This window comes from Nonomuraea sp. NPDC050153 (genome assembly GCF_044460125.1).
Lineage (GTDB): Bacteria > Actinomycetota > Actinomycetes > Streptosporangiales > Streptosporangiaceae > Nonomuraea.
This window is the reverse complement of sequence record NZ_JBITJQ010000005.1, coordinates 166660-181550: the sequence shown is the minus strand read 5'-3', so window position 1 is coordinate 181550 and position 14891 is coordinate 166660. Positions and strand designations below refer to the sequence as shown.

General features: G+C 71.2%; 9 protein-coding genes. 6 read left to right on the top strand and 3 right to left on the bottom strand.

All coding sequences use genetic code 11. The features are described 5' to 3' along the window. Positions 1–89: 89 nt before the first annotated feature. Together ACIBQ1_RS15740 and ACIBQ1_RS15735 are read right to left on the bottom strand one after the other, a co-directional pair. Positions 90–1571 (bottom strand): sugar ABC transporter ATP-binding protein, encoded by a 1482-nt coding sequence (locus tag ACIBQ1_RS15740; RefSeq protein ID WP_397277962.1) that lies wholly within the window; start codon positions 1569–1571, stop codon positions 90–92. Between the two features lie 389 nt (positions 1572–1960). Continuing rightward, positions 1961–2761: a DeoR/GlpR family DNA-binding transcription regulator gene (locus tag ACIBQ1_RS15735; protein ID WP_397277960.1), complete on the bottom strand. Its 801-nt coding sequence runs from the start codon at positions 2759–2761 to the stop codon at positions 1961–1963. Positions 2762–2924: 163 nt separating this feature from the next. On the opposite strand from ACIBQ1_RS15735, the gene ACIBQ1_RS15730 reads away from it, so the two are divergent. The 6 genes from ACIBQ1_RS15730 to ACIBQ1_RS15705 all read left to right on the top strand — a co-directional run bounded on the left by ACIBQ1_RS15730 (position 2925) and on the right by ACIBQ1_RS15705 (position 13957). Further along, positions 2925–5453, top strand: a complete 2529-nt coding sequence (locus tag ACIBQ1_RS15730) for a PA14 domain-containing protein (protein ID WP_397277958.1) — start codon at positions 2925–2927, stop codon at positions 5451–5453. A gap of 464 nt (positions 5454–5917) precedes the next feature. Continuing rightward, on the top strand, positions 5918–6985 hold the full coding sequence (locus ACIBQ1_RS15725; RefSeq protein ID WP_397277956.1) for an ABC transporter substrate-binding protein: 1068 nt from the start codon (positions 5918–5920) through the stop codon (positions 6983–6985). Position 6986: 1 nt separating this feature from the next. Then, positions 6987–9425: an ATP-binding cassette domain-containing protein gene (locus ACIBQ1_RS15720; protein WP_397277954.1), complete on the top strand. Its 2439-nt coding sequence runs from the start codon at positions 6987–6989 to the stop codon at positions 9423–9425. Then, positions 9418–10377 (top strand): ABC transporter permease, encoded by a 960-nt coding sequence (locus ACIBQ1_RS15715; protein ID WP_357753812.1) that lies wholly within the window; start codon positions 9418–9420, stop codon positions 10375–10377. Before ACIBQ1_RS15720 ends, ACIBQ1_RS15715 begins: the two co-directional genes overlap by 8 nt. Then, positions 10374–11327 (top strand): ABC transporter permease, encoded by a 954-nt coding sequence (locus ACIBQ1_RS15710; RefSeq protein ID WP_397277952.1) that lies wholly within the window; start codon positions 10374–10376, stop codon positions 11325–11327. The genes ACIBQ1_RS15715 and ACIBQ1_RS15710 overlap by 4 nt, the downstream gene beginning before the upstream one ends. Positions 11328–11422: 95 nt before the next feature. Beyond that, positions 11423–13957, top strand: a complete 2535-nt coding sequence (locus tag ACIBQ1_RS15705; RefSeq protein ID WP_397277950.1) for a serine/threonine protein kinase — start codon at positions 11423–11425, stop codon at positions 13955–13957. Here ACIBQ1_RS15705 and ACIBQ1_RS15700 read toward each other — a convergent pair. Continuing rightward, positions 13936–14880: a pirin family protein gene (locus tag ACIBQ1_RS15700; protein WP_397277948.1), complete on the bottom strand. Its 945-nt coding sequence runs from the start codon at positions 14878–14880 to the stop codon at positions 13936–13938. The two genes, ACIBQ1_RS15705 and ACIBQ1_RS15700, sit on opposite strands and share 22 nt — an antisense overlap. Between the last annotated feature and the right edge of the window lie 11 nt (positions 14881–14891).

Genomic DNA, 14891 nt, shown 5'->3' with positions numbered 1-14891 from the left:
TCGGTTTGAGGGTGGTCGGCCGGGCTTGAGAGGGCGTCAGGTCGGGCTTCAGGGCGTCAGGTCGCGGTGAGGCGGTTGAAACGCGGCCTTTAGTCCTTGGCGAGGGCCGCCAGCAGGCGGTCCTCCGTGACCTCGGGGCCGACCAGCTGGTCCGTGATCGAGCCGTCGCGCAGCACGACCACGCTGTCGCAGTTCTCCACCAGCTCGCTCACGTCCGACGAGATCAGCAGGATCGCCAGGCCGTCCACCGCCAGCTCGTCCAGCAGCGCCTGCATCTCCACCTTCGTCGCCACGTCCACGCCCCGGGTCGGCTCGTCCAGCAGCAGCACCTTCGGTTGCATGGCCAGCCAGCGCGCCAGCAGCACCTTCTGCTGGTTCCCGCCCGACAGCTCCCCGGCCGGCTGGCGAGGTGAGACGGCCTTGATCCCCAGCCGCTTCATGAACGTCGCCACGATGCTGTCCACCCGGGCGTCCGACACGATCCCGGCCCGCGACAGCCGGGGCAGGGCCGCCAGCGCGATGTTGTCGCGCACCGACAGCGTGGGCACGATGCCCTCGGTCTTCCGGTTCTCCGGCACCAGGCCGACGCCGGCGCGGATGGCGTTCCTGATCGACCACTTGCGCGAACGCGCCCCCGCCACCGTCACCTGGCCCGCGTCCACCGGCAGCACGCCCGCGATGGCCCGGGCCGTCTCGCTGCGCCCCGCGCCGAGCAGCCCACCCAGGCCGATCACCTCGCCCGCCCGCATCGCCAGCGACACCCCGTCCAGCACGTGGTGACGGGTCAGGCCCTTGGCCTCCAGCACGGGCAGATCCGCGGGCTCGGCCGGCTCGCCGGCGTGGGTGGCGGGCTCCACGGGATGGAACGGCCGCCCCAGCATGAGCGAGACCAGTCGCAACCGGTCGAGCCCGGCCAGCGGTCCCGTGTGCACGACCCGCCCCTCGCGCAGCACCGTGACCCGGTCGCAGATCCCGTACAGCTCCTCCAGCCGGTGCGTGACGTACACGACCGACCGGCCCTCCTCGCGCAGCCGCCGCACGGCTCCGAACAGCGTCTCCAGCTCGGCGTGCGCCAGCGCCGACGTGGGCTCGTCCATGATGACCACCCGCGCGTCCGCCGAGGCGGCCCTGGCCAGCGCGACGAGCTGGCGCGCGCCCTCGCCCAGCGCCCCGAGCGGCCGGCGCACGTCCACCTCCAGCCCGTACGCGGCCAGCACCCGCTCGGCCCGCGCGTGCACGGCCGCGGAGTCGATCAGCCCGAACCGACCCCTGGGCTCCCTGCCGAGCAGCAGGTTGCGGGCGACGCTCATGGTCGGCACGAGGTTCGTCTCCTGGTGGACGGTGGCGATTCCCGCCCGCTCGGCGTCAGCCGGACTGCCGAACCTGACCGGTCCGCCCGCGAGGCGCAGCTCGCCCGCGTCCGGCTGGTGGACCCCGGAGAGCACCTTCACCAGGGTCGACTTGCCCGCCCCGTTGCCGCCGATCAGCGCGTGCACCTCGCCGGGGCGCACGGACAGGGTGACGTGGTCGAGGGCGGTGACCCCCTGGAACGTCTTGAGAACGCCTGCCACCTGTAGCACGGTTGCCTCCGCCTCGATCGTGGTCGAGGAAGGAAACGTTATCGTAACGACCTTGTCACATTCGATCAGAATCGAGCGCAACTCCCGCCCGTGTCGTCCGTGGTCGTCCGCCGTCCATGGCCGTGCGCATAGTCCCCGGCCTGCGCTCGCCCATCCGCGCTCGCCCATCCGCGCTCGCCCATCCGCGCTCGCCCATCCGCGCTCGCCCGTTCGGGCCGGGCTGCCCGCCTACGCACCTGCCGTCGGTCGGAGCCCCCGTGCCCGCCGCCCGCTCGCACCCGGCCGCCGCACCCGCTCCGCGCCACCTCCGCCCGCGTATCTCGCCCACCGGACCCCATCCCCAGGCGGTACCTGGGCGTTCGGCCGGGCGGAGGGGAGGGTCAGAATTGGGCGACGTGGAGGCGGACGCCGCGGGCGCTCAGGTCGTCGAGTACGTCCCGGGGCGCCGCGTCGTCCGTGACCAGGTGGTCGATCCGGTCCGGTGGCACCGTCTGGACCATCGTGTCGACGCCGATCTTGGTGTGGTCGGCCAGCACCACGACCTCTTCCGCGGCCGCCGCCAGCGCCCGGTCGACGCCCGCCACCTGCACGTTCGGCGTCGACAGCCCGCGCTCGGCGGTCAGGCCGTTGCCGGAGATGAACGCCCGGCGCACCCGCAGCCCCGCCAGCGAGTGCTCGGCCGCGCTGCCCACCAGGGCCAGGATCGAGCCGCGCAGCGTGCCGCCCGTGAGCATCACCTCGACCCGCGGCGACCCGGCCAGCGCCTGCGCGACCAGCAGGGAGTTGGTCACCACGGCCAGCTCGGCGTGCCTGGTCAGGCGGCGCGCGAACTCCTGCGTGGTGGTGCCGGGCCCGATCACGATCGCGTCGCCGTCCTCGACGAGGGCGGCGGCCAGGTCGGCGATGGCGGCCTTCTCGGCGGACTCGAGTGACACCTTGTGCGTGTATCCGGCCTCGCGCGACAGCTCGCCCGGCAGGGTGGCGCCGCCGTGATGGCGGTTGAGCAGGCCCTCCGACTCCAGGGCGCGCAGGTCGCGGCGGACGGTGACCTCGGAGGAGTGCACGGCCTGGGCGAGCTCGCGCAGCGACACCGCGCCGTTGGCGCGCACCAGCTCCAGGATGCGCTGCCGGCGTTCAGCGGCGAACACGGGTCTGCGTCCGTCGCTCTGCGTGTCGCTCACGTCCCGATCATAGTGGACAGGCCAAGATGAGTTCACCTCTGACCGTATGAGAACGAATTTGATCGGAAATCTTGACCGGGTCGGTCCGCCGGTGCTTACTTGAGTGCGTGTCAGGGTCAAAAGCTGTCCGAACCTGATCGGCGCGTTTCGAAAGGACCCCCCCGTGCGCAAGCGCCTCGCGTTCCCGCTGGCCGTACTGATGTCACTGTTATGGCAGCCGTCTTTCCCCGCCGCCGCAGCTCCCGACCAGGCCGCCGCCGCCCGGAACGGGCTGCGCGGCGACTACTACCTCGCCTCCGGGGCGGGGAGGTTCGACTTCGCCGAGCTGAAGGCCAGCGTGGTCGACCCCAACCTGGAGCTGACAGACCTGAATCCGACGTTCAAACTGCTGGCCGGCAGGGAGGACGACGTCTCCGTACGGTGGACGGGTCAGCTCCAGCCCAAGCACTCCGAGACGTACACCTTCTCCATCATCGGCGACAACGGCTTCCGACTCTGGGTGGACGGCAAGCCGATCATCGACCACTGGGTGGACGACTGGGACCGGGAGCAGACCGGCACCCCGATCGCCCTGGAGGCGGGCAAGAAGTACGACTTCAAGGTCGAGTACTTCGAGCACTTCGGCGGCGCGAACCTGCGGCTGCGCTGGCAGAGCCCGAGCCAGCCGAAGCAGATCGTGCCCGCGGAGGCGTTCACGCTGCCTGAGGGGTTCGCACCGCCCGGTCCGTCCGACGCCAAGGTGAACGCGGCCGGTGACGTCGCGACGCTGACGTTCGCCAAGCCCCTGGGGGCGCTGCCGGCGGACGCCCTCGGCAAGCTGGACGTCACGGTCGCGGGCACCAAATGGCCCGCAAACTCCGCAGTCCTGAAAAATCCGCAAACCGTAGAACTGAAGCTGAAATATCCGATCCCGTCCAAGGCCGGCCGCACCGTCCGCGCCGCCTACAACGGCGCCGGCGGCCTCACCTACGCCGACGGCAGTGCCGTCGAAGCCTTCCCGTACGCCTACGTCGCCAACGGCTCCGCCTACATCCTGCGGACGAAGTGGTCTGACGACATCAACCCGGCCAACCCGCTGCCCGAGTACCCCCGGCCCCAGCTCGTCCGGGACCGCTGGCGTAGCCTCAACGGGAGGTGGCAGTTCGCCCCGGCCAAGGCGGACGAGGCCGCGCCCGTCGGCCGCGACCTGCCCGAGCGCATCGTCGTGCCGTACCCGGTGGAGTCGCAGCTGTCCGGCATCGGCCGGCACGAGGAGCGCATGTGGTACCGCAGGACGTTCGACGTGCCCCGCTCGTGGCGCGGCGAGCGGCTGCTGCTGCACCTCGACGCGGTGGACTGGCAGTCCACGGTGTACGTGAACGGCAAGCAGGTCACCACCCACAAGGGCGGTTACGGCCGGATCACCGTGGACGTGACCGACGCGCTCAGGCGCAGCGGCCCGCAGGAGCTGATCGTCGGCGTGTACGACCCGACCGACGCCGGCACCCAGGCCATCGGCAAGCAGCGGCTCGACCCGAGCGGCATCTGGTACACCGCGAACTCCGGCATCTGGCAGACCGTCTGGATCGAGCCGGTCGCCAAGGAACGCATCGAGCGCGTCGACACCGTGCCCGACCTGCGCGGCCAGGCGCTCTACGTGACCGTCCAGGGAACCGGCGGCAAGGCCACGGTCATCGCCAGGGACGGCCGCCGCGTCGTGGGCAAGGTGACCGGCCCCGTGGGCCGCGAACTCAGACTCCCGGTGCCGAACCCCAAACTCTGGACCCCGGACGACCCGCACCTGTACGACCTGGAGGTCAAACTCAAGGACGACAGGGTCACGTCCTACTTCGGGATGCGCTCCATCGCGGTCTCCGGCAACCGCATCCTGCTCAACGGGCAGCCCGTCTTCCAGCTCGGCCCCCTCGACCAGGGCTTCTGGCCCGACGGCATCTACACCCCGCCGACCGACGAGGCACTGCGGTACGACCTGGAGCAGACCAAGGCGCTCGGCTTCAACGCCGTCCGCAAGCACGTCAAGGTCGAGTCCGACCGCTGGTACTACCACGCTGACAAGCTCGGGTTGCTGGTCTGGCAGGACATGCCGGCGGCGTTCCGCACGGATGACAGACCCCAGTTCGAGGCCGAACTGCGCGAACTGGTCGACCAGCACCGCAGCAGCCCGTCGATCATCATGTGGGTGCCGTTCAACGAGGGCTGGGGCCAGTACGACCAGGCTCGCATCGCCGACCTGGTCAAGAGCTGGGACCCGTCGCGCCTGGTGAACAACATGAGCGGGATCAACTGCTGCGGCGCGGTCGACGGCGGCAACGGCGACGTCAAGGACTTCCACATCTACCCGGGCCCCGGCAACCCCGGCAAACCATCGGGAACGCGGGCGAACGTGCTCGGCGAGTACGGCGGGCTCGGCCTGCCGCTGATCGGCCACACCTGGTCGGGCGGCGGCTGGGGCTACGCGGTCGAACCCGACCCGGAGGCCCTCACCACCCGGTACGTCGGGATGGTCAAGGAGCTTGAGCGGCTGCACGCCTGCGAGCAGCTCAGCGCCGCGATCTACACCCAGACCACCGACGTGGAGACCGAGCTGAACGGGCTCATGACGTATGACCGGGCCGTCACGAAGCCGGACGTGAAGCGCGTACACGACGCCAACACGGCCCTGACGAGCGCCATCAACCCACCCTGCACCTGACACGCACACGCGCTTGCACTCGGCACCTGGAAACCCGCGTCCAAGGCACCCGCGTCCAAGGCACTCGCGTCCAAGGCACTCGCGTCTGAGGCACTCGCGTCCAAGGCACTCGCGTCCAAGACGCTCGCGTCCGATGGGTCCCGGGTCCCGGGGTCCGCGTCCAGAGTCCTGGGTCCAGGGCCCTGGGTCCGACGGGTCCTGGGTCTGTCCGAAGCACGCTGCACCTGAAACACCGCACCTTTGAAACTGAAACGAACACCGCGCCTGAAACACCGCGCCTGAAACATCGCGTGTGGAACATGGCGTGTGGAACACCGCGCCCGGTGGACGGGCGCGCAGCTCCTGCTCGAACCGCGTGTGCCGAACCCCGCCTGAACCGCAGGCCGGAGCACGGCGACCACGGGTGAACGCCGGTCGCCCGGGCCCTGTGGCCCGGGCGCCGGGCCTGATAGGAAAGGAACGCCATGACCCCCCATATCCGGACAGCCGCATTAGCAATGGCCGTCCTCCTCACCGCGGCCGCATGCGCCAAGGCCGAGGCGCCGCAGGGCGTGCCCGCCACCGCGAGTACGGCGGGGCAGCAGGTCGTGCAGTCGCCCACCGGTTCGGCCGGGCCGACGTGCACGCTCGACCAGTTCGGCGGCACGAAGTTCGACCTCAAGACGGCCACGGTCGGCTTCTCCCAGTCGGAGAAGGAGGCCAACCCCTTCCGCATCGCCGAGACCAAGTCGATCAAGGACGAGGCCGCCAAGCTCGGCATCACGAACCTCAAGGTCACCAACGCCCAGTCCCAGTTCTCCAAGCAGATCACCGACGTCCAGCAGCTCATCGCGCAGGGCGTACGGCTCCTCGTCATCGCGCCCCTGAACTCCGACGGCTGGGAGCCGGTCCTCCAGCAGGCCGCCGCCAAGAAGATCCCGATCATCACGGTGGACCGCAAGATCAACGCCAAGGCGTGCAGCGACTACCTGACGTTCATCGGCTCGGACTTCTACGAGCAGGGCAAGCGCGCCGCCGACCGTATGGTCGAGGCGCTGAACGGAAAGGGCAAGGTCGCCATCCTGCTCGGCGCTCCCGGCAACAACGTCACCACCGAGCGCACGAACGGCTTCAAGGACCGCGTCAAGGAGAAGGCGCCCGGGATCACGATCTCGTTCGAGCAGACCGGTGAGTTCGCCCGCGAGAAGGGGCAGCAGGTCACCGAGCAGCTCATCCAGTCCAACCCGGACATCAACGGCATCTACGCCGAGAACGACGAGATGGCACTGGGCGCCGTCACCGCGCTGAAGGGCGCGGGCAAGGAACCCGGCGACATCAAGATCGTGTCGGTGGACGGCACCCGCAGCGCCGTCCAGGGCATCGCCGACGGCTGGCTTCACGCGGTCATCGAGTCGAACCCCCGCTTCGGGCCGCTCGCCTTCGAGACCGCCCAGAAGTTCCTCGACGGGCAGCCCATCCCGGACAAGGTGATCATCTCCGACCGGGACTACGACACGGGCAACGCCAAGGACTCCCTCGGTGAGGCGTACTGACTTGGAACCGGTTCTCGAGGCCCGGGTGGTCAGCAAGCGCTTCCCCGGCGTACTCGCTCTCGACGGCGTGTCCCTCGCCCTTCGCCCGGGCGAGGTGCACGCCCTCGTCGGCGAGAACGGCGCGGGCAAGTCAACACTGATCAAGGTCTTCACCGGCGTGTACCAGCCGGACGGCGGCGAACTGCGCTACCGGGGCGCTCCCGCCGCCTTCGGGACGCCCATGGAAGCGCAGCGCGCCGGGATCTCCACCATCTACCAGGAGGTCAACCTCGTCCCGATGATGAGCGTGGCCCGCAACCTGCTGCTCGGCCGCGAGCCGCGCGGCCGCTTCGGGGTGATCGACGCGGCCGCGATGCACGGGGAGGCGCAACGCGTTCTCGCCGGGTACGGGGTCGCGACCGACGTCCGCCGGCCGCTGCGCACCCTCGGGGTCGGGGCCCAGCAGATGGTCGCCCTGGCCAGGGCGGTCTCCGTGGACGCGCGAGTGGTCATCATGGACGAGCCCACATCCTCGCTGGAGCCGCGGGAGGTGGAGACGCTGTTCGGGGTGATCCGGCGGCTGCGGGCCGCGGGGATCGCCGTCATGTACGTCAGCCATCGGCTGGACGAGCTGTATCGGGTGTGCGATGAGGTCACGGTGTTACGGGACGGGCGCGTCGCCCACTCGGGGCCGCTCGCGGAGGTGGAGCGGCTGCGGCTCATCTCGCTCATGCTCGGTCGTGACCTGAACGAGGTCCGTACGGGCGGCCTCACCCGCTTCTCCCGCACCCGCCACCGCGCCACCACCCTTGCGACGTCCTCACCGCACCCCGCGGGGTTGGAGGGAGGCCCGACCTCGGCGGGCTCTGTGGCGCCGGAGGGGCCTGCAACGCTGGAAGGGTCTGCCGCGTCGCCGGGGCTTGAGTCGTCTGCCGGCCCTGTCCCGTCTGCCGGCTCTGTCGCGTTGGCCGGTTCAGCCCCGTCGACTCGCTCTGCGGCGTCGGAGGGGCCTCCGACTTTGGGTGGATCTGCAGTGCCGCCAGCATCTGGGGCGTTGGCGGGGCGTGTAGTGCCGCCAGGGTCCGTGGCGCTACCGGGGTCTGAGGCGTCGGCGGGATCCTCTTCGTCGGCGGGGGCTGCCGCGTCGGCGGGTCCTGCGGGAGCACCCGGTTCCAGTGCCTCGGTGACGTCCGGCGGCGCTCCTACCGGCGTGCCCGAAGGCGCCGCTACCGTTGCCGTGCCTGGTGGCGCCGCGACGCACGGCGGTGATGCCGCCGTCGCCCTCCCTCGTGCGGGTGTTCCGGCCGGGGGCGCTTCCATCGGCGCGCATGGCGGTGCTTCGAGTGCCGTACCCGGTGGCGGTGATGCGTCTGTGGCGGTGGGCAGTGGTGCTGCGGCCGTGCCCGGCAGCGACGGGCAGGGGAGTGCTGCCGCGTTCGACGGCGGCGCGCCGATTGAGTCCGACGCAACGACCCCGGCCGATGGGGCGGGGGCGCCGGTGGTTGAGGCGCGGGGGCTCACTCGGCGTCACGTTCTCGAGGGCGTGGACGTGGCCATCGCGCCCGGGGAGGTCGTCGGGCTGGGCGGACTGCTGGGCGCGGGGAGGACCGAGACGGCGAAGGCCATCGTCGGGGCGCTTCCGCTCGACGGCGGCCAGGTGCTGGTGGCGGGCCGGCCCCTCAGAAGGGGGACGAAAGCGGCGATCAGGGCGGGGGTGAGCCTGCTGCCCGAGGACCGCAAGGCCGAGGGCATCATCCCGACCCTCTCGGTACGGGAGAACATCGCGCTGGCCGCCCTTCCCAGTCTGGGCAGGGCAGGCGTGGTGTCCGATGCGAAGATCGACCGGGTGGTCGAGATCTTCATGCGGAGGCTGAGGATCAAGGCCGCGTCGCCGCATCAACTGGTGTCCGAGCTGTCCGGCGGCAATCAGCAGAAGGTGCTGCTTGCCCGCTGGCTGGCCGTGCGTCCCAAGGTGCTGCTGCTCGACGAGCCCACCCGGGGCATCGACGTCGGGGCGAAGGCCGAGGTGCAGGCGCTGATCGACGAGCTGGCCGGGGAAGGGCTGGGCGTGCTGCTGATCTCCTCCGATCTGGAGGAGCTGGTCGAGGGCGCCGACAGGATCCTGGTGCTGCGCGAGGGCGCGGTCGTCGGGGAGCTGGCGGGCGACGAGGTCACCGAGGAGAGGATCATGGCGACGATCGCGGAGCAAACGGCCGGAGATCAGACGTTCGCGGATCAAGAGGCGGCAGAGCACGCGGCCGCAGATGAGGCGGCGGTGGAGCGGGCGACTGCGGGAGAGGCGGCTGCGGGGCGGGGGGTTACGGGTGAGGGGGCCGTGGAGCACGTGGTTGCCGAAGAGGCGGCGGTGGGGCGGGCGACTGCGGGTGGGGAAGCCGGGGAGCGGCTGGGTGTGAGGCGGGCGGGCGAGGAGCAGATGGGCGAGGAGCGGGGCGATGGCTGAGCTCACCGTGCAGGGACGCGTCGCGGTGCTCAAGCCGCGCGTGTTCGCCTGGGTCCAGGACTACGGCGTGTACGCGGCGGTTTTGGCGCTGCTGCTGTTCAACGTGCTGTTCACCCCGCACTTCCTGGACGCGGCGAACTTCCGCACCCAGCTCGTCCAGGTCACCCCCATCGTGATCGTCTCGCTCGGGATGGCGCTGGTGATCGGCACCCAGGGCATCGACCTGTCGGTCGGCTCGGTGATGGCGCTGGCGGCCGCGCTGGTCGTGCTCTACCTCGGGTACGGCTGGCTGCCCGCGCTGATCGTGGCCGTGGTAGGTGGCGCGGTGGTGGGGGCGGCGGGCGGGGCGCTGGTGGCGTACGTGGGAGTGCAGCCGATCGTGGCCACCCTGGCGCTGCTGGTCGGCGTGCGCGGCCTGGCGAACGTCCTGGTGCCGCAGCTCGTCGAGTTCCGCAACCCGGACCTGATCGCGCTCGGCAGCAGTTCGGTGGCCGGGATCCCGGTCATCGTGCTCATCGCGGCGGCGCTGACGGTGGTCGTGCTGTTCGTGGTGCGGCGGACCACGTTCGGGCGGCAGGTGGTGGCGATCGGCGGGAACCGGTCGGCCAGCGAGCTGTCCGGCCTGCCGGTCAAACGCGTGCTCCTGACCGTCTACGTGATCTCCGGGCTGCTGGCTGCCCTGGCCGGGGTGCTGGCCACGGCCCGGTTGCAGGCCAGCGACCCGACCTCGCTCGGCCTGTTCATCGAGCTGTCGGCGATCACGGCGGTCGTGGTCGGCGGCACCCCGCTGACCGGCGGCCGCATCAGGGTGCTGAGCACGGTCATGGGCGCGCTGCTCATGCAACTGCTCTCGGCCACCCTGATCAAGCACAACCTGCCGCAGTCGTGGACCCAGATGGTCCAGGCGGTCATCATCCTCGCCGCCGTCTACGCCACCCGGGAGCGCCGATGAACCGTGAACAGGTGAGCCGCATCCTCCAGCAGCACGGCGCCATGATGGTGCTCGGCCTGCTGGTGATCGTGGGCAGCCTGGCGTTCGACTCGTTCGCCACGCCGGAGAACGCGGCCAGCGTCGTCGTGTCGTCGTCCTTCCTGGCGATCATCGCCATCGGGATGACGTTCGTCATCATCAGCGGCGGGATCGATCTGTCGGTGGGGTCGCTGTTCGTGCTCGGCGGCGTGCTGGCCGCGTACGGGTCGCAGTACGGGCCGATCGTGGCGCTGCTGCTGCCCCTGGCGGTGTGCGGGGTGGTCGGCCTGCTCCAGGGCCTGGTCATCGCGCGTACGGGGATGGCGCCGTTCATCGTGACCCTGGCGGGGCTGCTCGGCGTGCGCGGGCTGATGCTGGCGATCTCGAACGAGGGCGCTACCACCTATCTCGTGAAAAATCCGGCCTTCGCCGCTCTGGGCCAGGGTGAGCTCCTCGGCCTGTCGTATCCCGTCTACATCACGATCATCCTGACCCTGCTGGCGATGGTCCTGCTGCAGCGCACCGGCTTCGGCCAGAACGTCTACGCCATCGGCGGCAACGAGCAGGCGGCGGCCTTCATGGGCGTCCCGGTCGTACGGACGAAGGTCTACGTGTACGTCATGTCCGCCCTCCTCGCGGGCCTGGCGGGGGCGTTGAACGCCGCCCGGCTCTCTTCCGGGGTGACGATCCTCGGCATCGGGCTCGAACTGGACGCCATCGCGGCCGTGGTGATCGGCGGCACCCTGCTGACCGGCGGGGCGGGCGGGATCACCGGGACCGTGGCCGGGGTGCTGCTGCTCGGGGTCATCCAGAGCCTGATCAACCAGGTCGGGAGCCTGACGTCGGCGTTCCAGCAGGTGGTGAGCGGGATGTTCCTGGCGCTGGTCGTGGTGGCGCAGCGGCTGCTGAGCAAGGCACAGCGCCTGACGTGACAGCGGCCCGCACTGGCGGGGAGTGGTGCACATATCGGGAGAAATCTCGCGAGTGATGTAAGCCGTTTGCAAGATTCGCCGCTCATAATGCGCCCATGCCGCCGATAACTGAACTCAGAGCAGGAGATCCCTCCGGTCTCGGAGGCTACGAGATCCGGGGACGGCTGGGAGAAGGCGTTCAGGGTGTCGTCTATCTGGGCGTCGACGAGCAGGGGAGGCAGGCGGCCGTCAAATGGCTGCGGCCCGAGCTGGCGGGTGACGGGGCGGCGGCGGAGCGGTTCGCCAGGGAGGTGACGGCGGCGCGGCGGGTGGCGCCGTTCTGCACCGCGAAGGTGCTGGACAGCGGCGTGCACGACGGGCGCCCGTACATCGTCAGCGAGTACGTGGACGGCCTGGCGCTGGATCGCGCGGTCCGTGAGGAGGGGCCGCGCACCGGGCCCGCGCTGCACCGGCTGGCCATCGGCACCGCCACCGCCCTCGCCGCGATCCACCAGGCCGGCATCGTGCACCGCGACTTCAGCCCCGGCAACGTGCTGCTGGGCAGCGAGGGGCCCAGGGTGATCGGGTTCGGCATCGCCACGGCGCTCGACGTGACCGCCGGCGACACCACCGTGCCCGTGGGCGATTCGGCGTACCTGGCGCCGGAGCAGCTCGTCGGCGATCCCGTGGGGCCGGCGGCCGACATGTTCGCCTGGGCGGGCACCATCGTCTTCGCGGCCGGCGGCGCGGGGCCGTTCGCGGCCGACAACATGCCCGCGACCGTGCAGCGCGTGCTCAACGCCGAGCCGGATCTGGGGCGGTTGACGGGTACGCTGCGCGAACTGGTCGCGGCCTGCCTGTCCAAGGAGCCCGGACGACGGCCGACGGCCGAGCAGGTGATCCACCGCCTCCTGGAGCATCCGACCTCGAACCCGGACGCCCTCCACCGCGCCGCGGCCGCCATCGGCGGCTCCCCTCCGGCGGGCGGCCCCTCTCCGGGCCTGCCCCCGATGGGGCACACGCCTCCCGCGAGCGGCCCGTCACCGGTGGGCGGCACGCCTACGCCCGGCAGCGCGCCGACGCCAGGTGGCGGGTCGCCGGTAGGCGGTGCGCTTCCAGCGGGTGGCGGGTCGCCCCTGGGCGGTGCGACGCCGTCGGGTGGTGCGACGCCGTCGGGTGGTGCGACGCCGTCGGGTGGTGCGACGCCGCTGGGTGGGGCGGCTTCAGGAGGTGGTGGGGGGCCGTCGGGGGGTGGGGCTTCAGCGGGTGAGGGGTCTCAGTGGCGGGCGCCTGGGGCTGACCGGGCCGGTGGGTCCGGGCCGCAGGGGTGGTCCGGGCAGCCGCCGTATCCCCAGGCGCCGCCTCCCCAGGCACCGTATCCTCAGCCGCCGTACCCACCCTCGTCGTATCCACCCCCGTCGTACCCTCCGCCGCCGCAGGGCCGGTACCGGCCGTTGGGTGGTGAGCAGCCGCCCCCGCCCGGCGGGCGGCCGGGGTTCGAGCCGCCCGTCCCGTTCCAGCAGCCGGGGACGCCGCCCAGGGGCATCCCGTACGGCGGCGGTCCGCCCCCGTCCAACCGGAGGAACTGGTTGATCGGCGGGGCCATCGCGGGCGTGGCGCTGGTGGCGGCCATCGCGATCGTCGTGGTGACCGTCATCAACCTGCCCCCCAAGCCGCAGGCGTTCCCCACACCCGCCACCGCCACCGCCACGGCGTCCCCGAGCCCCACCGCGTCCCCGGTCCCGACCGCGAACCTCACCCCGGTCCGGCTCCCCGACACCGACGCCACCGTCTACGAGAGCCCGGACGATCCGGTCAGGCTGACGACCTACATGGTGAAAGACCCCAAGTCCAAGAACTGGGTGTACCACGCCCGCGACTCCCTCACGGGAGGCTTCACGAAATATCAGGACCAATGGGAGGCCACGCTCTCCCCGGACGGCCGCTACCTCGCCAAGCGCGGCAAGAACTTCGTCGACAACTACGACGCCGTGGAGATCACCGACAAGACGACGGGCGAGCGGTTCTCGGTCAAGACCTCGCGGCAGCCGCTCAGCGCGTACATCCAGGGCTGGTCCCGCGACAGCACCCGCGTGCTGCTCAACGTCGGCAACCCGGTCAAGGACACCTGGCAGTCGACCGGCTTCGCCATCGTGGACGTGACCACCAGGAAGGCCACGGTCGCCTCGCTCAGGGAGAGCTCGCTGAAGAACATCAGGTACGGCTTCGACGACACCGACACCGGCGTGGTCGCCATGTCGATCGGGGCCGGGCAGCAGGCGCTGCGCTTCTTCGACGCCGGCGGCCTGCGCGTCCGCCGCATCCCGAACGTCGGCGCCGGCATCGCCGACGAGCTGTTCTCACCGTCGGGCAGGCTCTTCGTCACCAACTGCCCGGGCCTGGGCAGCGGCAACAACTGCGTGTACGACAGCCGGACCGGCGCCGAGGTGAAGCGGATCGAGACGGCCTGCGGCGGCCTGGCCGCCTGGTTCGACGACGATCACCTGCTCTGCTGGGTACGCCCGGACGCCACCGCCGACAAGCAGCAGATCCAGGTGATCGACTTCACCGGGAAGATGGTGCGCCTGCTGGCCGAGGTCCCGGCCAAGGGCGAGGACCTCGAGGTCGTCTACACGGTCCGGAAGGGCTGACGCACCCGCCCGCGCGGCTTCAGCTGGACGGCGGGCAGGACGGGCGCGGGGAGCGGCGCCCCGTCGAACCCCTCGACGGCGCCGAACCCCTCGCCCTCCATCCAGTCCTTCCGGAAGGCGGCGATCTCGTCGTGGGTGCGGCCGACGAAGTTCCACCACATGACGATCTCCTCGGCGAAGGGCTCGCCGCCGATCAGCAGCACCCGGCCGCGCCCCGACAGCCGCAGCGCGGACCGCCCCGGCGGCAGATAGACCATCGGCCCCGCCTCCAGCTGCTCGACCGCTCCGTCCAGCAGCAGCACGCCGTGCTCGAAACCGGGCGAGAGCGGCACCTCGCACGTGCCGTCCACCGCGATCTGGGCCCCCACCAGCGGGCTGAACGCGGTGGCGGGCGACTCGACCCCGCCGAGCGACCCCATGACGACGATCGCCTCGAAGCCGGGCCCCGAGAGCACGGGCAGCGCCGGATGGTGTTCGAACGCCGGCCCGGTGTGCCGGTGCTCGCCGGGCAGCGCCACCCACAGCTGCACCCCGTGGAGCACCGTCTCCGGCGACTCCTCCGAGTGGGAGATGCCGCGGCCGGCGGTCATCAGGTTCAGCTGGCCGGGGCGGACCTCCTGGAGGGTGCCCAGGCTGTCGCGGTGCAGCACCTCGCCCTCGACCAGCCAGCTCACCGTCTGCAGGCCGGTGTGCGGGTGCGGCGGCACCCGCATCGTCGCGCGCTGGGGCCCGTAGGCGTCCACGAAGCACCACGCGCCGATCATGCGCCGGTGCACGCCCGGCAGCGTCCTGCTCACCAGCATCGCGCGCGGCCCGCCCAGCGGCACCTCGCGCCCCATCAGCACCTCGCCGCCGCCGCCCGCTTCCGGGCCCGCGTCGGCGCCGCAGCGGATCTCCGGCGGGTCAAGCTCCAGGTTGCTCACTCCACGACTGT

Excerpts from the sequence above, each read along its gene's own strand:
- ACIBQ1_RS15725 (WP_397277956.1), top strand. The coding sequence starts at position 5,918 with ATGACCCCCCATATCCGGACAGCCGCATTAGCAATGGCCGTCCTCCTC.
- ACIBQ1_RS15715 (WP_357753812.1), top strand. The coding sequence starts at position 9,418 with ATGGCTGAGCTCACCGTGCAGGGACGCGTCGCGGTGCTCAAGCCGCGC.
- ACIBQ1_RS15710 (WP_397277952.1), top strand. The coding sequence starts at position 10,374 with ATGAACCGTGAACAGGTGAGCCGCATCCTCCAGCAGCACGGCGCCATG.
- ACIBQ1_RS15705 (WP_397277950.1), top strand. The coding sequence starts at position 11,423 with ATGCCGCCGATAACTGAACTCAGAGCAGGAGATCCCTCCGGTCTCGGA.